General features: G+C 42.9%; 15 protein-coding genes. 3 read left to right on the plus strand and 12 right to left on the minus strand.

Features of this window, described 5'->3' with window-relative positions:
- Positions 1-160 precede the first annotated feature (160 nt).
- Both AAEO50_RS19775 and AAEO50_RS19780 read right to left on the minus strand, forming a co-directional pair.
- Positions 161-658 carry a GNAT family N-acetyltransferase gene (locus AAEO50_RS19775; RefSeq protein ID WP_341986080.1) on the minus strand — a complete coding sequence of 166 codons (498 nt, stop codon included), beginning with the start codon at positions 656-658 and terminating at the stop codon, positions 161-163.
- Complete coding sequence (locus AAEO50_RS19780) at positions 639-1,568, minus strand: DMT family transporter (RefSeq protein WP_341986081.1); 930 nt, start codon at positions 1,566-1,568, stop codon at positions 639-641. Before AAEO50_RS19780 ends, AAEO50_RS19775 begins: the two co-directional genes overlap by 20 nt.
- A gap of 133 nt (positions 1,569-1,701) precedes the next feature.
- Between AAEO50_RS19780 and AAEO50_RS19785 the strand changes: the two genes are divergently transcribed.
- Complete coding sequence (locus AAEO50_RS19785) at positions 1,702-2,394, plus strand: MgtC/SapB family protein (protein WP_341986082.1); 693 nt, start codon at positions 1,702-1,704, stop codon at positions 2,392-2,394.
- Positions 2,395-2,430: 36 nt separating this feature from the next.
- Here the strand turns inward: AAEO50_RS19785 and AAEO50_RS19790 are convergent, their stop codons facing one another.
- From AAEO50_RS19790 to AAEO50_RS19805, 4 genes are all read right to left on the minus strand, one after another.
- Complete coding sequence (locus tag AAEO50_RS19790; RefSeq protein ID WP_341986083.1) at positions 2,431-3,168, minus strand: MgtC/SapB family protein; 738 nt, start codon at positions 3,166-3,168, stop codon at positions 2,431-2,433.
- 152 nt (positions 3,169-3,320) lie between these two features.
- The gene (locus AAEO50_RS19795; RefSeq protein WP_341986084.1) at positions 3,321-5,198 is read right to left on the minus strand and encodes a fructose-specific PTS transporter subunit EIIC; all 1,878 of its coding nucleotides are present in this window, start codon (positions 5,196-5,198) and stop codon (positions 3,321-3,323) included.
- Positions 5,199-5,213: 15 nt separating this feature from the next.
- Positions 5,214-6,125 carry a 1-phosphofructokinase gene (pfkB, locus tag AAEO50_RS19800; protein ID WP_341986085.1) on the minus strand — a complete coding sequence of 304 codons (912 nt, stop codon included), beginning with the start codon at positions 6,123-6,125 and terminating at the stop codon, positions 5,214-5,216.
- A complete protein-coding gene (locus AAEO50_RS19805; protein WP_341986086.1) occupies positions 6,122-6,874 on the minus strand; it encodes a DeoR/GlpR family DNA-binding transcription regulator in 753 nt (250 codons plus the stop codon). Before AAEO50_RS19805 ends, pfkB begins: the two co-directional genes overlap by 4 nt.
- 326 nt (positions 6,875-7,200) lie before the next feature.
- On the opposite strand from AAEO50_RS19805, the gene AAEO50_RS19810 reads away from it, so the two are divergent.
- On the plus strand, positions 7,201-7,410 hold the full coding sequence (locus AAEO50_RS19810) for a hypothetical protein (protein WP_341986087.1): 210 nt from the start codon (positions 7,201-7,203) through the stop codon (positions 7,408-7,410).
- A 117-nt stretch (positions 7,411-7,527) separates the two neighbouring features.
- Here AAEO50_RS19810 and AAEO50_RS19815 read toward each other — a convergent pair whose 3' ends face one another.
- The 6 genes from AAEO50_RS19815 to AAEO50_RS19840 all read right to left on the minus strand — a co-directional run bounded on the left by AAEO50_RS19815 (position 7,528) and on the right by AAEO50_RS19840 (position 16,260).
- The gene (locus tag AAEO50_RS19815) at positions 7,528-9,501 is read right to left on the minus strand and encodes an LTA synthase family protein (RefSeq protein WP_341986094.1); all 1,974 of its coding nucleotides are present in this window, start codon (positions 9,499-9,501) and stop codon (positions 7,528-7,530) included.
- 472 nt (positions 9,502-9,973) lie between these two features.
- Entirely contained in the window at positions 9,974-11,461 is a 1,488-nt protein-coding gene (locus tag AAEO50_RS19820; RefSeq protein ID WP_341986088.1) for a C40 family peptidase, read from the minus strand.
- Positions 11,462-11,613: 152 nt separating this feature from the next.
- Positions 11,614-12,999, minus strand: coding sequence for a UDP-N-acetylmuramoyl-tripeptide--D-alanyl-D-alanine ligase (locus AAEO50_RS19825; RefSeq protein ID WP_341986089.1), 1,386 nt, complete (start codon positions 12,997-12,999; stop codon positions 11,614-11,616).
- 24 nt (positions 13,000-13,023) lie between these two features.
- Complete coding sequence (locus AAEO50_RS19830) at positions 13,024-14,427, minus strand: UDP-N-acetylmuramoyl-tripeptide--D-alanyl-D-alanine ligase (protein WP_341986090.1); 1,404 nt, start codon at positions 14,425-14,427, stop codon at positions 13,024-13,026.
- A gap of 23 nt (positions 14,428-14,450) precedes the next feature.
- Entirely contained in the window at positions 14,451-15,845 is a 1,395-nt protein-coding gene (locus AAEO50_RS19835) for a UDP-N-acetylmuramoyl-tripeptide--D-alanyl-D-alanine ligase (protein ID WP_341986091.1), read from the minus strand.
- A 19-nt stretch (positions 15,846-15,864) separates the two neighbouring features.
- Positions 15,865-16,260, minus strand: coding sequence for a GNAT family N-acetyltransferase (locus AAEO50_RS19840; protein WP_341986092.1), 396 nt, complete (start codon positions 16,258-16,260; stop codon positions 15,865-15,867).
- A gap of 228 nt (positions 16,261-16,488) precedes the next feature.
- Between AAEO50_RS19840 and AAEO50_RS19845 the strand changes: the two genes are divergently transcribed.
- Positions 16,489-18,495, plus strand: a complete 2,007-nt coding sequence (locus tag AAEO50_RS19845) for a DUF2817 domain-containing protein (protein WP_341986093.1) — start codon at positions 16,489-16,491, stop codon at positions 18,493-18,495.
- Positions 18,496-18,737: the final 242 nt, after the last annotated feature.

The following is an 18,737-nucleotide window of genomic DNA, read 5'->3' on the forward strand; positions in this document are numbered from 1 at the left end:
CATGTGCCTCTAAGCCCCAGAGCTAGACAGGTCTCACATAAGCTACTCTTCCCGCAGGAGTCTTCGTCTTGCACTCCAATCAACCGCTGGAAAGTGCTACAATCTCATTGTAAATTAAAACAAACTAAAACACTTTTGTCCCAGCCTCCTTTCATATACATTACAATGTAAACAACAAACCCTCTTCATCATATTCCTCTCCGCCGATTAAGATCTTTTGTTCTTTAACGATTTCAGGTTTGAAGGAATAGTAGAAATGCTTGGATGGGTTCTCTTTTAACACCCAAACAAGCATGTTCGAGTATCCTTGTGACTTTAATGCAGTCTTCGCAAACTTAAATAGTGCGCTGCCCAGTCCATTCCGCTGATTTTCATTTAATAAGTATATGGCATATAGTTCACCTTCGTATTGCTTGTCCCGTTCTTTGCCTACGGAAACGAAACCGGCCACCTGCCCGCTTTTCAATTCACACACATAGGTTTGATGGGAGCCGGCGAGGATGCCATTCCACCTGACCGTTCTATCTTCTACTGTTAAGGAATTCAAATAATCATCAGAAACGATATCCTTGTATGTGGTTTTCCAGCTGTTGAAATGGACATTTGCGATCCCTGCCGCGTCAGACCCCACTGCTTTTCTAATAAGGTAATTCTTCATTCTTTTTCACCTCATTCACGTGTCTAACCATTTTCTTGAGCTTCCTTTCTTCTATTAGAAAGAGAGTTACACCAAGAATGATGATCAATCCGCCGATTACTTGGGTAAGAAGTATTTTTTCCGCCAATAGCCAATAGGCTAGTAAAGAGGCCCCAATCGGTTCGAACAATATCGCCATCGAAATGGTTGAGGTGCTTAGCCACTTTAATGACCAGTTAAATAGTGAATGCCCAAGAAGGGTAGGGACGATCGCAAGGAGCAGAAAGTATATCCAGTCTTCTTTCGGATAAGGTCCAAGACTTTCACCCCGGATAAGCACATAAATTAAGAGTACCACCGCGCTGATCGCATAGACCAGATACGTATAAGTGATCAAAGAAATCCGTTTACGGATTGTTTGGCCAAATAAGAGATAGCCGGTCACTAATGCACAGGCAAGTAACGCTAAAATGTCTCCCCATAGGGCTGTCCCGCTGATTCTGAAATCCCCCCAACTGATGATGAAGCTGCCCGTCACTGCCAAGAGAGCGGAGATGACTGCTTTTCCCGTTAGTTTTTCCTGAAAAAACAAATACGCTCCTATAAATGCGAATAAAGGCTGCAGGGTGACTAGAACGGTCGAACTGGCAACAGATGTGAAGTTGAGGGACTCGAACCAAAGGATGAAGTGAAAAGCGAGAAAGATGCCGGCGATGATGGAAAACGCCCAATCTCTCCGGGTAATAACTTTGAGTTCTTTCACATACTTTAAGAAAAATACAGGGGACATTAAAAGCACCGTGAAGAGAAGTCGGTAAAACGCCAGGACTCCAGCCGGTGCACTTGATACTTTCACCAAAATGGCTGAGGTTGAAACTGAGATGACTCCTATAGCAAGAATCAGATAAGGATTTATTTTGGTTTCGGACATGGAAACACCCCCGTGTTTTCTGATTGATTTACGGCTCTTGTCTCATTGTTCTCATTTTAATAAATAGAGAGAAATAATACTATATCCAATTTTATTTTTTACAATCCTTTAGTAGATATATGGAGGGGGTCAGATGGAGTTCTTAGATACAGTACTATACATGAAACTGGGCATCTCTGCGATTCTTGGATTGGTCATCGGTTTGGAGAGAGAATTAAAACGGAAGCCTGTAGGGCTTAAAACATCACTGGTCATTTGCATTGTCAGCTGTCTGCTGACTGTGGTTTCGATTGAATCGGCCTATATATCAGAGGGTTCTGAAAAAGTGAACATTACAATGGATCCGTTGCGTCTTGCCGCACAAATTGTATCAGGCATTGGTTTCCTGGGAGCAGGAGTAATATTAAGACGGGGGAATGACAGCATTTCAGGGTTAACAACAGCCGCGATGATCTGGGGCGCGGCCGGAATCGGGATTGCTGTCGGAGCTGGGTTTTATTTAGAAGCGACCGCAGGCGTCATCCTTCTCATTATTTCTGTTGAAGTAGTTCCATCGATCATTACACACATCGGTCCAAAACGATTGCGCGAGAAGGAATTGTTCCTGCGGGCTACCATTAAAGAAAAGCATGAAATCAAAACGATCATCGAACGCATCAAAGAAGAAGACATCGGGATTGAAAACATTCGAATTAAAGATTTGAAGAACAATCATCATCTTCTTGAATTGAAAATCATCGTTGATTTCAGAAAAAAGACGACGGATATATATTACACGATTTCAGAAATCAGCGGCATCAAGGATGTAGAAATCGAAAGCCTGTAATCACATGAAAAAACCCCGGGAATGTCGATTCCGGGGTTATTTTTTATGAAGCTGTATTTTATCAATGCAAGGCAGCTCTTTCACCACTTCCAGTACACCATTAAAATTAATCGTGTCGGGGGTAAGTAACAGAAGGGAATATTTAAAGCGTTCCACCCCTTTAAGGTCATCGTCATCTTCTATTTGATACTGGGTGATCTCTATGCCGTGACTGGTGATGGCATTATTGATGGAACTGATGTGTCCTTCCCCTTTTTTTACAACCAGACTTAATAGAAGGAGTTGTTTATGTCTTACTTTCATTTTATAAAAAGATTCAAACTTATTTAAGAAGAACAGCGTGATCACAATGATCAGTGTCGTGAATACTGCCTCCCAATACATACCGATCCCGACTACAAGACCCAGTCCAGCGACTACCCAAATACTCGCAGCGGTAGTCAGGCCCCTCACAGTGACTCCCCCATGGACCATGATTGTCCCTGCTCCGAGAAATCCGATCCCCGAGATGACGTATGAAGGAATACGGCTCGGGTCAAAGCCGACCAGCTCAGGATGTTCTTCCAAGAACGGCTCGAATCCATAAAGCGATACGAGCATCAATAAACACGATCCGACTCCAACCAGGATGTGTGTCCGCAGTCCGGCCGGATGGTTTTTCGATTCTCTCTCGATTCCAATTAAACCGCTTAAGATGACGATCAACATGATCCGGTATAGGGAGAGCTCGAATTCATCAGGTAATTCCAGATCTATTATTTCAAAAAAATCCATTGACGTTTCTCCTCTTCTCAATCTTCTATTACCTTTACTTTTAACCTATATTGAATAATTTAAAACCACTTTCAGAGAAGATGTGAAACCACCAATGCCTGCATTCCCCACAAAAAACCAGGGAACGCTAATGCGTCACCTGGCAATATAATCTATTGAACCGGCTTCTTCAAGAACCCGACCATCAAAGCAGTAATGAAAGAACCGATCAGGACAGCCAGTAGATATAAGAATGGATTTCCTTCAACGACAGGGAAGACGAACAACCCTCCGTGCGGAGCAGGCAGGCCGATACCAAATGCCATTGCAAGTGCACCCGCAACCGCCGAACCTGTCACGATGGAAGGAATGACCCTGAAAGGATCCGCTGCTGCAAATGGGATCGCACCTTCCGTGACGAATGATGCACCCATGAAATAAGCGGCAATCCCTGCTTTTCTTTCGTTGTCATTGAATTTCTTTTTAAAGAAAGTGGTTGCAAGCGCCAATCCAAGCGGCGGCACCATCCCTCCTGCCATGATAGCGGCGTGGGGTGCAAGATTCCCACCTTCAATCATCGCGATACCGAATGTAAAAGCAGCCTTGTTGATCGGACCACCCATATCAACGGCCATCATTCCACCAAGAACCAACCCAAGAACGATCAGATTACCTGTGCCCAGCCCATCCAGCCAGTCTTGGATGCCTGTGTTTACGGCACTAAGCGGCTCGACCAGGAATTGAAGCATAATGAATCCGGTAATAAAGATTCCTAACAGCGGATAAATCAGAACCGGTTTGATGCCTTCCAGCGCTGCCGGGAAATTATTCGTCAATCGTTTAATTCCAACTACAACATACCCAGCCAGGAAACCGGCAATGATTCCGCCGAGAAATCCGCTTTGACCAGTGGCAGCAATCAATCCGCCGACCATACCAGGGGCAAACCCGGGACGGTCTGCAATACTCATTGCGATAAATCCTGCAAGGACTGGCACCATGAGATAAAATGCATTGTCGCCGCCAATTTTCATCAGCATGGCTGCAAATTCATTGTATTCAGCATGATCAGGGTTCGCTGATTGAATTCCGAAGAGGAACGATATCGCAATCAGAATTCCCCCGCCGACAACGAATGGAAGCATATTCGATACACCGTTCATCAGATGCTTATAGAATCCGGTACGCTGTTTCTTCTCATTCCCTCGATTTTCCGTTTCACTCTCTGCTTTACCTCCACTATATAATGGAGCTTCTTTTTTCGCCGCTTTTTCAAACAGTTCCTGAGGCTTTCTGATTGCTTCTGCCACAGGAACCTCAATGACAGGCTTCCCTTCAAATCGATTCATCTCCACTTTTGTATCCGCCGCGACAATGATTGCTGCAGCGCTTTCAATATCTGACGAAGTCAATACATTCTTCGCGCCTCCAGAGCCATTCGTTTCAACCTTGAGGTGGATTCCCAGCTCTTTCGCTTTCGCTTTTAGGGCATCTGCTGCCATGTATGTGTGTGCAATACCTGTAGGACAGGCCGTTACAGCTAACACCTTGCCTTCCCTTGTGGAAACCTCTTCTGATACGATTTCCTCTTCATCCTCTTTATCATGAAGATTAATAATCTCTAAAACTTCTTCTTTGCTAGAAGCATTCACTAACGATTTACGGACATTTTCATCCATCAGCATGGAAGAAAGCCGGCTGAGCGCCTCCAAATGGGTTTGATTTGCCCCCTCGGTTGCCGCAATCATGAAGAATAGATGTGCCGGAGCCCCGTCCAGGGATTCGTAATCTACGCCGGCAGCCGATTTCCCGAAAGCAATTGCTGGTGCCTTTACGGATGCTGTTTTTGCGTGGGGTATGGCGATGCCTTCGCCGATACCGGTCGTACTTTGTGACTCACGGTTCAGGATCGCTTTTTTGAACTCTTTTACATCCTGCAGGTTCCCGCTCTGATCCAGGACAGAAACAAGCTCGTCGATGACAGCAGGTTTAGATGATGCTTGCAAATCCAATGCGATTGTTTCTTTTCTTAATAGCTCTGTAATACGCATTGTTCTTCCTCCCTTTTATCTTTTTTCGATTTTAATTTGTTTATATAATTCGTTTACTCCTTCTGCTTCACACAATCCGATGGAAAAAGCAGTCGCTGAACCTGCGGCTGTGCCCAAGCGGAATGAATCTTCCAGGCTGAGCCCGTTTGAAAGTCCTGCCAGGAATCCGGCAACCGTCGAGTCACCAGCTCCCACTGAGCTTTTTAATTCCCCTTTAGGGACAGAAGCATAATGCACATCCTCTCCGGTTAATAGGAGCGCCCCCTTTTCCGCCATCGATACAATCACATTTTCGGCACCTTCTTCTTTCAATTTACTGCCGTAATGAATCGCTTCATCTACAGACTCGATCACGACGCCAAACATTTCTCCAAGTTCGTGATGATTCGGCTTTATCAAAAATGGTTTCAGTGACAGAACCGGTTCTACCAGATTCTTTTCAGCATCAATGACGATGCGCGATCCCCGTTTCTCACAAAGAGCTGATGCTTCCTGATAAAAAGACTTAGGAACAGAAGCGGGTATGCTGCCTGCAAGCACCAGCGTGTCATCCTTTGAGAGATTCGAGATTTGACTCAGAAGTTGATTTAACTGCTCCTTATTGATCGAAGGGCCGTTGCCGTTAATTTCCGTTTCCTCATCGCACTTCACTTTCACATTGATCCTCGACATTTCTTCCACTTCCACAAAGTCGGTATCTATGTTTTCTTTTCTTAAAAACTGTTTGATGTATTCACCCGTGAAGCCTCCAGCAAAACCAAGTGCGGTGCTTTTCACACCCAGGACATGAAGGACACGGGAGACATTGATACCCTTTCCGCCCGGCAGTGCATTTTCCTTCGCCGACCGGTTCAATCCGCCTTTCGTAAACTGATCGAGCTCCATAATATAATCAACTGAAGGATTCAGGGTTAAGGTGTATATCATGTTGTCACAACCTTTACTGTAGTTTGTTTCTTATATGCCGGGTCCAGATCATTCGCACTTCCATTCGTGATGACGATCGCTTTCTCAAGATCAGCAATCTTACTGAACGCGATTTCCCCGAACTTCGAATCGTCCGCCAGCACCATCGCTTCTCTCGAAAGTTCAATGGCCGTTTTCTTTATTTGCGCTTCTTCAGGATCTGGTGTGGTGTATCCGTATTGAGGATGAACACCGTTGGTTCCGAGAAACGCTTTATCAAAGCGGTATTTTTGAAGAGATTCAATGGCTCCGCTTCCGATCATCGCCTTCGTGGTCGGCTTCACACTGCCTCCCACCATATACGTTTTGAACCCTTTTTGCAGCAGGGCATCTACATGAGTCAAACCATTTGTCACGATCACGATATCAATTTCAGGAAGGAACTCGATCATGCCGAGCGTCGTTGTTCCGGCATCCAAAAAAATGCAATCCCCTTCTTCTACCAAGCTTGCCGCATGCCGGGCAATCACACTTTTTTCATGAAGTCTTTTGGACGTTTTCTCAGAAACAGTCAATTCCTTCAACTTCCCTTGAAGCCTTGCCGCACCCCCGTGAACCCTCTTTAAGTACTTCTCTTGTTCAAGCTGGGTCAGGTCACGGCGGATCGTTGATTCAGAGGCATTCGTCTCCTCTGCAATCTCTTGGATTTTGATGGCTTCCTTCTCTTTTAGTAAGTCTAAAATAATACGGTGTCGTTCTTCGGTTAACATAAGTTCCTCCTGCTACTTCTTTAATTAACTCCATTATAATGAGAACGTTTTCAGAAATCAATCATTTTCTATCAATATCATTCATAATCAATCAACAAACAATCAAAAACGTTCATAGTTTATTTAGAGGGCAGGCCTGGTAGCTTTCGCTGTTTTCTGCCCACCAGCTTTTATTCCCTTTAAATCCCAACTAAACAACCACTACCAACATACCGATAATAGTTCAATAAGGGTAATAATTAGTTAGTATTTTACTGAAACATGGCAATTCAATTCATTCTCCACAGAGAAATGAGTATGACGACATCCAGAAGGAGAGACCTGACATGAATGAATGGCTCAGCAAGATGACAGAATGGATGAATGAAAATCAGTTACTGAGTGTGCATTATATGAAAATCAAGAAAGGTCCACACTCTTTTTCTGGCAGACTTCTTCAAATAAATGATGAACATTTACTTTTTTACGCGGACGATACGAAGGAAGTGATCAACCTGCACATGAATCAGATTGACCACATCGAACATTTCGGCTAATAAAACAAAGGCCCGTCCCTCACCACTTTAAAGTATTGAAGTCCAGTCCTTTCACTTTCCTCCAAAGACATAAAAAAGCCAGCTCCTTTATCGGAGCTGGCTTTTTACTATACTATCTTATTCATGGTTTTCTTCGTGTTTTGCTTCAGGATTGTCTGTGCTTTTCGGATTTGGATTTACATACTGATAATCTTTACGATCGATCGGCGTATATCCTTCCGGCTTGTGGAAGCGCAATAAATCTTCATAGACTACTTTGTCTGATAGCTCAAGGCGCTTTTGTGCATCCTTACTGATATCTTCACACGCTTTGTTGGCTTCTTCATTACCTTCTTCCACAGGCTTGCCTGTTTCGTTATCGTAGCAAACGCCTTTGATGTTTGAATACTTATCAGAAATCACATCACCATTTCGGAAAGGAACAATTTGCTTACGTTCTTCAGATAGAAGGTCTTGCCCAAAGCTTAGATAATCTTTCGTCTCTTGTCCAAGAAGGTGCATTACCGTAGGACGAAGGTCAATCTGTCCGCCGTACGTATGGTTGACTCCACCTTCAGCACCTGAGTTCAGGATGAACAGTGGGACACGCTGCAGCTGGGCACTTTCGTAGTCATTCACTTCTTTGCCAAGGATTTCAGACATCGCTTTGTTATGGTTATCGGAAATACCATAGTGGTCTCCGTAAAGGACAATCATCGTGTTGTCATATAAACCTTTTTCTTTCAAGTCGTTCACGAATGCTTCAAGCTGTTGATCCATGTAGTGTGACGTTTGGAAATAACGGTCCACTACCCCATTGCCTGTTTCGGCTGTCGGGAAGTCAGTATCTTCCTCATGACGGTCAAACGGGAAGTGGTTGGATAACGTCAGGAACTTCGTATAGAACGGCTGCTTTAAACTCTCCAGCATCGGCATTGAATCTTCAAAGAAAGGCTTATCTTTCAATCCGTATGGAAGCTGTTCTTCCGGATTGCTCATATCATAATACGTTGCATCAAAGAACTCGTCATACCCCATGGAACGGTACATTTCAGAACGATTCCAGAACGTTTTATAGTTACCGTGGAACACGGCTGAAGTGTATCCTTTATCCTTTAGGATAGCAGGAGCAGATTGATATGTGTTATTTGCATGTGTCATGAAAACAGCACCCTGCGGAAGCGGGTATAATGAGTTTTCGATGATGAACTCTGAGTCTGATGTTTTACCCTGACCAGTTTGATGGAAGAAGTTATCAAAGTACATGGCATCTTTATTTTCGACTAAAGAGTTCAGGAATGGTGTAACTTCCTGACCATTCAACTCTCTTCCGATCATGAATGACTGCAGGGATTCCATTGAAATATAAATGACGTTTTTACCTTCAGCTTTACCGAAGGCATCAGGGTTTGGAGCCGCTTGGTTTGCTTTCACAAAGTTCTCTACCTCTGATACTTCATTGCTGTCTGCCATGGCACGTTTCGCTTGTGTCTTAGAGTTTTGAACGACATCATAGATTGTAAAGTTGTGTGTTCCTAAATACTTCACCAGGTAGTTACGGTCAAAGCTTCGAGTCAATAATTCAGGACGGTCGATGTTGGCAAGACCAAGGTTCAATAAGAACACAAGGACTGCAGAAGTCATGACTGCAAACACTGCACGGAAACGCAGTTTTTCCTGAGGCTTTACTTTCTTAAGGACCATTAATCCGATAATGATGAATAGATCCAGGAAGTAAAGAAGGTCTATAGGATTGATTAACTCAACGGCACTGCCGCCCAGTCCGTTATTCGTTTTTGCCTGAAGAATAACCGGTACCGTGATAAAATCATTAAAGAATCGATAGTACACGACGTTTGCATATAAAACGAAAGACATCAATATGTTAATGACGACAAAAGCAATATACCGCCCTCTGCCTTTCCAGAAAAGTGCAAGTGCAAAGAAAAATAATGCTGAACTTAGCGGATTAAAGAATAGCAGGAATTGCTGCATGATATTTTGAATTCCAAGATTGAACTCTGCCAAGTAAACAGCATACGTTTTAAGCCAAAATAGAATGACGACTGTAAAGAAGAAAGTCAACTTCCCAGCACGCATCTCACTGCGCATGTCATTGAAACGGTTCTTAAAGAAGTTCATACTTCATCACCTTTTTATTTTAAATTTGTAAATTTAATTTGTAGTTTTTGTAAATCTAAATGAGTCAACAACGAGTATTATAGCAGAAATAAATTTCAAGGGTATAACAATTTAGTGTAATTCGTAACAAAAATATTTCATCGGGAATCGACAAATATACTGTGGAACTTTGAAGAATCGAATCATATGAAGGGATGTAACGTTTTCACTCTTCACGTTGTTTTGAACACTCAATGCCTGAAAATACTTCCGGTGTAAAAAATAACCAAAGAAATATTAATGGTATGTAAATTACTACCCGAATCATTCTTTCTTTAAACAGTATGCGTGATTTTGTGAAATTTAATGAAGAGGTTTTATCATACTAAATGAGGGTATATATAGAAGGGAAGTAAAAAACAAGGGGCGGCCACCCCTTGTTCGTTAATCATCACGCTTAATACTATTTAATGATTCTGCGAGCCGTAACATAGTTTTCTTGATACCAGCTTCTATCCAGGCTTCGTTTTACAATACCCAATGACTTGCCGGCAGACATGACGACTTCATGGTTGCCTGTATAGATCGCTGTGTTAACGATCTTCCCATTACTTGAAGAATTCGAGAAGAACACGAGGTCCCCTTTCTTCAATTGTGATTTGCTGACGAATTGACCTTTCGTTGCTTGACCAGCTGCAGTTTTATCCTGCAGGTCGATACCGTTCTGTTTAAACACATAATAAGCAAGTCCTGCACTGTTAAAGCTCATTGTGTTCTCATCATAAGAACTTCCATACTGAGCTTTGCCCATTAAATTTTCTGCCAGACTTGAAACTTCAGGCCCTTTATCTTGAGCAGCGGGCTTGTTTTCTGTGTTCTCCGGCTTTTCGGCAGGTGCCTCTGGTTGAGCATCAGTTTCTGGCTCAGGTTTTTGCTGAGGGGCAGCAGGTGCTTGTCCCTCGGGCTGAGTTTCAACAGAAGGTGCTTCGGCTTCTGCATTCTTAGAAGCCTCTTCTGTAGCAGCAGCGTCTACGTCAATCACGCGGCGTGCTGTTACATAATGTTCGTTGTAGTAACCATTAAGAATAACGCTCTTCTTGATTCCTGAATCAGAACCGGCAGCGTGGACAATCTGATCATTCCCCGCATAAACACCTACATGTACGATCTTTCCATTACTTGAATTATTTGAAAGGAACACAAGGTCACCTTTTTGCAGGTCTTCACGTTTCACTGGTTCACCCAGTTTTGACTGTTCACCGGCTGTTTTTGATTTGAGGTCGATTCCAACCTGTTTATACGTATAATACGTCAGTCCTGCACCATTGAACGTCAAGGTTTCTTCGTTATATGGTGTACCATAAGAACCTTTTTCAATTAGACCTTCCGCAATTTCAACTACTTTTTCTGCAGTTGAGGAAGTTGCTTGATCATACATATATGAAGGAAGTACACGGCGTGCGGTTTTATAGTTCTTCTGATAATATTCTTTTCCATCCAAGTCAGAGATAAGAATATCATTCTCTTCGTCTGCCATATGGATGATCTTGTTATCGCCCATATAAATTCCATTATGAGTAACAGGGTCATTATCATCGGGATTTGAATCAAAGAATACGATGTCTCCCTTTTGAAGCTGATCTTTTGGTACATATTCACCTAATTGTGCCTGTACGTTTGTATCCCTTGTTGCAAGGTCGATACCGTTCTGTTTAAAGGCATAATAAATGAATCCGCTGCAGCCAAATTCATGCGGCGGGTTATAATTATACCGTTCGTATGTCGCTGTTCCTATTAAGCTCTTTGCAGTTGATATGATATTATCAGCTTTCTGCTCTACCTCAGATTGCTGTGGAGTTGTTGCTGCATTCGCTTGCTGAACAGGCGGAATCGACACAGAGCTGAACGTTAAAGCGACTGTGCATACCGCTGTAGTCATTAATTTCTTCATGTTCCTACCTCCTGTGGATAAAGTGAAATTTTCTAATAATTTTTCCACAGCAAGTATAACATTGATTTTCACCGTCAAATGGATGTAATAATTGCCAAGAAAACGCGCGTATACGTAAAGGGGTAAACGAACGGGACTTTTATCCCATCCGTTTACCCCTGTGTTTTAAAAGAGCTTGCAAGCCCCATCAACTCTGTATCCAACATCGATCCCTTGACTAAAAGAATGGTTTCCTCATCCAGCAGATTTTCTACATACTCCTTAACAAGGGCAGGTGAACCTGATGCATAAACGTTTCCCTTGAAACCGTGCCTTTTTACCTGCCCAGCGAGTTGTTTTGTACTTTTACCGACTGCTATCAATTGATCGATTTTTTTTGATGCAATTAATTTTCCCAGATCATGATAAACTTTCTTTTCATACTTCCCCAAATAAGCAATATCACCTAATAATAATACTTTTTTCTTATTATCCCCCAGACTTTCAAGTACATCGATGGCTGCAGTGATTGATGTTGGATTTGTGCTCCACGTATCATCAATGATTGTAGAGGCGTTCATCCCATCTTCAACTTGCAAATGCCGTTCCAAGTTTTCAAATGTCCTCAAACGTACCGCTGCCTCCCGAAGATTCAACCCTATTACATGGGCAGCTGCAAGAGCAAACAGTGCATTGTAAATATGATGCTCCCCAAATCCGGGTATATACATTTTATACTTCCGGTGTTTATGTTTCAAAGTAAACGACATTCCGTTCTTTTCGTAAACAATATCACTTGCTCTATAATCAGCACCTTCACTTTTCCCACAATATATGACGTCCCCCCGGAAATCTGAGAGTGATACTTTTTTCGTGTTTTCATCATCGCTGTTCAGTATAAGGGTACCGTCCTTACTGACACCTGAAACAATCTCTGATTTTGCCTTGATATACCCGTTTAATGTCTTGCACTTATCCAGATGATCGACACCGATCGTTGTGATGATTCCGATCGTAGGCTGAAATACTTTGCAATGATAGCTAAGGTTCCCAGGGCCGCGCAGGCCTGTTTCAAATACAGCAGCATCTGTATGTTCATCTATCCCCATTAAATATTGAAAAGATTTTCTGGTCGCATTCCTGCTTCTGATGGTAGATTGGATGGAGTGTGTGGGAGATAAGATGTGGGAAAGAATCTCTTTGGTAGTGGTTTTTCCGCAAGTACCTGTAATGGCCACGACCGGCAATTGAAATAACTGCCTGTAATAACGGGTGAAAGCCCAGAACGCATCGTCTACATTTTGAACCCTTATGATAGACGCAGCTTCTATATCCTTCATTTCTTCATCACTTTTATCGGTTACGATAATATAAGGCGAATATTTAATCACCTTACGAGCGTGAAAAGCTTCGTTTCTCCTTAAAAATATTAACGTATTTCTCATTTTTATTCTGTGCAAGTGTGAAACCATCGCATCCTTCACGATGAAATTCCCATCGCCGAATACGAGCTCTCCATTTATCACACCAATTATTTCTCGCAGTGGCAGAGGTTTCATTTTTTCACTCCTGTCTTAAGTTAGTCATTCATCATGCTGATCCCCCGCATGCTTCAAAAAATGCTCTTTCAGTCCCATTAATTCATTGTCAGTATTTGAGCACTTAAACAGAAACAAGCTGTCGGGGGCTAACAATGAGGTGACCTTATGATGAACATCTTGTATGTTTAAATAAGAATAGACTTTGATTTTAGTGTTTTTTTCCGCGACTCTTTTAGCGACATCCCTGGCTTTGGGTCCATAGGTCACGAGAACATCGATGTCTTGCTCAGAGATCATATCCCCTACTTCTACATGTGTCTTTTTGCTGTGGGCCCCCAACCGGCCGATATCTCCAGTCAATACGATTTTTCTCCTTCCCCCCGAAATGGATTGCAGGACTTTCAATGCTTCCTTTAAAGCACCTGGAGTTAAACTCCAGGAATCATCAATGATAGTAGAACCATTAATCCCTTCCTTCACTTGTAAGTGCTTTTCAAGCACATTAAATGATGTCAATGATTTGATGGCGCAGGTGATCCCCACTCCCACATCCAGCACAGCCCCTATTGCCGCCATGGCATTATATGCTTGATGCTCTCCCAGACAAGGCAGCACCACCGGATATTGTTCACCATGATATGTCAAGATGAATCTGGTTTGGCTTGAATCCATTTTAATATCAGAAGCTCTCAAATCGGCACGAGCAGATTTCCCAAAGAAAATCAACTTCCCCTTATAATCCTTTAATGGAAGGGAGGCTATATTTTCATCATCTGCATTCACAAGTAAAGTCCCTTTATTTTTTAATCCTTCAAGGATTTCTCCTTTTGCCTCAATATAATTTTCCAACGTTCCGCATTTATCCAGGTGAAAGACCCCAATGTTTGTGATGATCCCGATTGTAGGTTGAAGGATATCACAATGATATCGAAGGTTTCCCGGGGCTCCCAAGCCAGTTTCAAAGACACCGACATCTGTATCATCATCGATGCCCATCAAGTATTCGAAGGTCTTCCTTGGCGCATTTCTGCTTCTTACAGTGGATTGAACGGAATACTGTTCTTTAAGGATATGAACAATCATATCCTTTGTCGTCGTCTTACCATTTGTTCCAGTGATGGCAATAACGGGTAACTTGAATAAGTTTCTATAAAAATCAGAGAAAGCAAATATAGCACTCCTGATATTTTCAACTTCAATCACCGCAAAAGCTTCCTTATACTTTTCCTTACTATCCCTTGCATCACTAATGATGACAAAGGGCTCCAGATGTTGAATTTCTTCATGAGCGAATGGCTTCCTTCTATCTAAAAAAATCAGTGTATGACTCTTGGTGACTCCGTGGAGGTGATATATGACGGCATCTTTCATCAATAAATCCTCCGAGCCATGAACTAATTGACCTCCAACAGCGTGGATCACGTTCTTTAGTTGTAAAGATTTCATCGTTCACCTCTCCCATTTCATCCTCAATCAGACTCCATCAGATGTTCTTTTATTCTCATCAAAGCTTTATTGGTTGCACGGCACTTCACCAGCATGTATGACTGTTCATCAAGATGACTCAATATCGCTTTTTCCATCCCTCTTATCTTTGTAAAAGGATATACCTTGATTTTTTCACTTTCCATGGCTGCCTGCTCCGCTATGAACTTTGCTTTCCTTCCAAAAGTGAACAGGACATCGATTTCACAATCAACGACAAATTTACCGATTTCCTTGTGAACCTCCTTTGTTTTTCTATCGAGCCTGGCGATATCTCCAAGAAGAGCAATCCGCTTCTTATCTTTGGCTATCAGAGAAAGTGTTTTAAGTGCTTCCTTTAAAGAGATGGGGTTTACGTTCCATGTATCGTCCACAATCATTGAACCATTCGTGCCTTTACGCAGCTGAAAATGCCTTTCCAAATTCTTAAAGGTAGATAATCTTCTGATTCCTGTTTCAATGTCTACCCCCAGTTCCTGCGCCGCACGCAAAGCAGCCAACCCGTTGTAAACTTGATGTTCACCGATTTCCGGGATGAAAACGGGGTAATGACGGCCATTTGAATGTAAAGTGAACTGCGTGCCGGTCTCACTGATTGAGATACGGGTCCCCCTGAAGCCGGAATTCTGATGGATGCTGAAGTAATGAACTTTTCCTTTATACTCCTCCAAGCTGATTTTAGAAATATTCCGGTCATCCGCATTCAGTATAAGCGTGCCTTTGTTCTGAAGCCCTTCAAGCATTTCCGCTTTGGCTGCAAGATATCTTTCAAAGGTCTTACAACGGTCGAGATGATACGAGCCGATATTGGTGATGATCCCAATATCCGGTTGATAAACCTTACAGTGATAACGCAGATCCCCCGGTCCTCCCACACCTGTTTCAAATACTCCGACGTCTGTGTTTTCATCGATCTTCATTAAATATTCAAATGATCTATGCGGTGCATTGTCATTCTGTTCCGTTGAAGTGACAGAATGGTTTTCCTTCAAAATATGAGTGAGCATCTCGCGGGTCGTTGTTTTTCCACATGTTCCTGTAATCGCAACAATCGGAACTGTATAGATTTCCCGGAAGTAACTCACAAACTTCGTGAAGGCTTCTCTTACATTCCCCACCTGGATGATGGTCACCCCATCTTCACCGATGATGTCATTTTCTTGATGATCGGTAATGACGGCGCATGGCGCGCTTCTTAACATTCTATTCCATTTTTTCTCACTGATAGGCTTTCTTTTATCGACGAAAACCAGTGTATGATCCCTCTTAAGTTTATGATGATGGAACATAATCGCATCATGGATGTCCATATTTTCAGAACCGCTTACGAGCCTTCCATTCAATTGCTTTCTGATTTCAGATAACTTCAGCGTAATCATTTCGTTCCCCCCTTACCTTCTAATGATCTGTATACATTACGACATCTGTGTATTTCCTTGATCTGGTTACTGTTTTCTTAAAGCCGTAAGCTAAGAAGCACCCTAAAGACATCTTCGTACAGGATGCCTTGATCTTCTTCACTTTGAAATCCTTCACGTAGTCCAATCTGGCTTCAAACAGTTTCCGGTAGATGCCCCGCCGTCTGTATTCCCTCCGTACATAATCACTTTTAAATACCGCTTTCGCTTGTCTCTCTCTTATATAGCAGGAAACAAACCCGGCAATTTCTCCATTCACCTTTGCACAAAACCATACAGAGCCCGGTACATTATGAACTCTCATTCCATCTTGACCTGCAAGCAGAATGATCGCTTCCAGCTCCTTGAATGTGGATTGTTCGATTGACAACTTCATGGGGATACACCTCCCTAAGCGGTTAATAGACTTCTATGTATTAATCTATGTACAAGTTTTCACAGTGGAAACGGCTAAAGACTATATATAAAAGGCTGATTACTGCAAGAAGGTCCTGCATATAGGAATCCTTTATGAATTTTTACGATCAATTTTTTCCTGAAGGGACACTTGTCCAACCAAAAACCCCATCCTTTGAATTAACTATAGAAAGGAGGCTTTAACTACATGGGAAGTACGATACTTTCATATAGAAAACTGGAATCATTAATAAAGAAGAAAACCAAACAATGTCCATTCCTGTCCCTCTCCTCAATCGGCAAGTCCATTGAAGGACGGGACCTCTGGTGTGTGACGATTCAAAAACAGGATCTTTCCGGAACAACAGAATATCCAAGCATACCCGCCGGGCACTCAAAAAAGAAAACCCCAATCGTCATAACGGCTTCCATTCATGGACATGAAGCCGCCGGAGCGATTGCTTTGCTGCGCTTTTTGAATAAGATCCAAAGAGAAGGTGAAAGCATCCAATGGCTGGATGATTTGGTCGTATACTGTCTCATTTGCTGTAACCCGGACGGCTATGCTGCCAAGACCCGCTATAATGCAGAGGGCTTTGATCTAAACCGGGATTTTATAACACAATCACAGCCCGAAACCCAAAACCTGGTCGATCTGATTGTGAAGAAAAAACCTGCAGTCGTATTGGACTTGCATGGGTATGTATGGAAAAAAACCACTCACATTGGATTGATTGAACCCTGTACCCCTCCTCATCATCCCGCATATGAATATGACTTGTATCTGAAAGGGGCACTTCCTCTAGCTCAGCACATGGAATCTTATTTAGTTGAGGAAAGGGGGAAGTTTTCTACTAAACGGTTTAAGTCGATAAAAGGAACCTACATCCCTTATCGTGATGGCACAAGCGGATGGGATGACTATAGTCCATATTGCTGTTCGATGTATTCGATGCTGCAAGGTGCCATTGGTCTCACCATCGAATCACCAAGCCGTTCAGAGGATGGCATCACTTGGCTTCAATTAGCACTTTCAGCTGCTCTTAGCCATATTTCAAATCACAGGGAAAAATTCAAAAAAATTCAAGCGGCCTTTTTCAACCGGGGGATGAGGAATGATCATCCCTCTCACGTACCGGGCTATTTTCCCAAGTACTACTTGCTGACAGAACTGAGCGCACTTCCGTCCGGACTCGGGAAACTCACGCATCATCTGCAGAAGAATGGGATAAAGTTATACTCCTCTACAAAAGAATTCACCTATGAAGGACATTCATTTCCTGCAGGAACCACCATGGTCCCGATGAATCAGGCACGTGCTAATTTAGCTCAGTGTTTCCTCACAAAAGGGGAAAATCTCTCCTCTGGTTCCGAACGGATATCTGAGCTTTGCACCTGGAGTCTCCCGTTAAGCTGGGGAGTCGGCTGTCATCCTGTATTTGAACAGGTGAATACAGACATGTTGCCTTTCAAATCAAAGGAGAAAGATTCTGTACCCATCCCTGATTCTACAGGTTCAGATGCAGCTGTTTCTGTCGGGATTTTAATTGATGATGGCCTTTTCCACAAAAAAGCTCATTCAGGACTGAAGCTTGCACTGCAGCAAATGAATATTCCTTTTAAAGAATTAAGAGCAAAGGATTTAGCGGCAGAGAAAACTTTATCCTCTGTCAATGTTCTTATTTACAACGGGTATGAGCACTTATTTTATACACCCTCGAATGTAAAAAGTTTGTACCGCGAATTGGTACTCGACTCTGCGGCTCAACAGGAGGCCTGCCGTAAGAACCTTCAAGCGTATATAAAAAAAGGTGGAAAAGTTATCGGAATCGGCGCGGGTGCTTCCATTGCATTGACCAATATCTTTAAGTTGAGTGAAGTCAAAGTTCATTCCGGGGGCTGGAATAAGAATGCGTTATTGCAGATCAACTATAAGGAGCATGCCATCACGAAAGGATATCGCAGCAAAGATACCGGTTTTGTATACCGCCCGGCCTGGTTTACGAATACCGCCAAGATGAAGGTGGCCGCCAGATATGGACAGGAAGCAGACACGTTACTTTCAGGTTACTGGCCAGAATACCATGAAGCACATGGAAAGCCTGCAATCATTACAAACCAAAGTGGTAATCTCATTCTCTTTGGACTCGAGGTTTGCTTCAGGGGACATACAAGTTATCTCTATAGGCTTCTATTGAATGCCATCCATTCATGAGTCGTACGAATGAATGAAAATGGCTATGTTAAAGATTAATGTTGATTTTGGGCAGTTCCAGCTGTTGATTGGAGTGCAAGACGAAGACTCCTGCGGGAGAAGTGGCCAATGTGAGACCTGTCTAGCTCTGGGGCTTAGAGGCACATTTCATAAGTCAAACCGACCAAGAAGGCAAAGAACGCCTTCGTGGCCGATTCGCCTTATGCCACCCGCCTCTGAGCGAAGCCCCTCCGCTTTTCGGC

Origin of the sequence: Rossellomorea oryzaecorticis (assembly GCF_038405515.1) — a bacterium.
Lineage (GTDB): Bacteria > Bacillota > Bacilli > Bacillales > Bacillaceae_B > Rossellomorea > Rossellomorea oryzaecorticis_A.

Coding starts and splice junctions, on each gene's coding strand:
- AAEO50_RS19845 (WP_341986093.1), top strand. CDS start 16,489: ATGGGAAGTACGATACTTTCATATAGAAAACTGGAATCATTAATAAAG.
- AAEO50_RS19820 (WP_341986088.1), bottom strand. CDS start 11,461: ATGAAGAAATTAATGACTACAGCGGTATGCACAGTCGCTTTAACGTTC.
- AAEO50_RS19780 (WP_341986081.1), bottom strand. CDS start 1,568: ATGTCCGAAACCAAAATAAATCCTTATCTGATTCTTGCTATAGGAGTC.
- AAEO50_RS19825 (WP_341986089.1), bottom strand. CDS start 12,999: ATGAAACCTCTGCCACTGCGAGAAATAATTGGTGTGATAAATGGAGAG.
- pfkB (WP_341986085.1), bottom strand. CDS start 6,125: ATGATATACACCTTAACCCTGAATCCTTCAGTTGATTATATTATGGAG.
- AAEO50_RS19790 (WP_341986083.1), bottom strand. CDS start 3,168: ATGGATTTTTTTGAAATAATAGATCTGGAATTACCTGATGAATTCGAG.
- AAEO50_RS19775 (WP_341986080.1), bottom strand. CDS start 658: ATGAAGAATTACCTTATTAGAAAAGCAGTGGGGTCTGACGCGGCAGGG.
- AAEO50_RS19785 (WP_341986082.1), top strand. CDS start 1,702: ATGGAGTTCTTAGATACAGTACTATACATGAAACTGGGCATCTCTGCG.
- AAEO50_RS19830 (WP_341986090.1), bottom strand. CDS start 14,427: ATGAAATCTTTACAACTAAAGAACGTGATCCACGCTGTTGGAGGTCAA.
- AAEO50_RS19810 (WP_341986087.1), top strand. CDS start 7,201: ATGAATGAATGGCTCAGCAAGATGACAGAATGGATGAATGAAAATCAG.
- AAEO50_RS19840 (WP_341986092.1), bottom strand. CDS start 16,260: ATGAAGTTGTCAATCGAACAATCCACATTCAAGGAGCTGGAAGCGATC.
- AAEO50_RS19805 (WP_341986086.1), bottom strand. CDS start 6,874: ATGTTAACCGAAGAACGACACCGTATTATTTTAGACTTACTAAAAGAG.
- AAEO50_RS19815 (WP_341986094.1), bottom strand. CDS start 9,501: ATGCGCAGTGAGATGCGTGCTGGGAAGTTGACTTTCTTCTTTACAGTC.
- AAEO50_RS19795 (WP_341986084.1), bottom strand. CDS start 5,198: ATGCGTATTACAGAGCTATTAAGAAAAGAAACAATCGCATTGGATTTG.
- AAEO50_RS19835 (WP_341986091.1), bottom strand. CDS start 15,845: ATGATTACGCTGAAGTTATCTGAAATCAGAAAGCAATTGAATGGAAGG.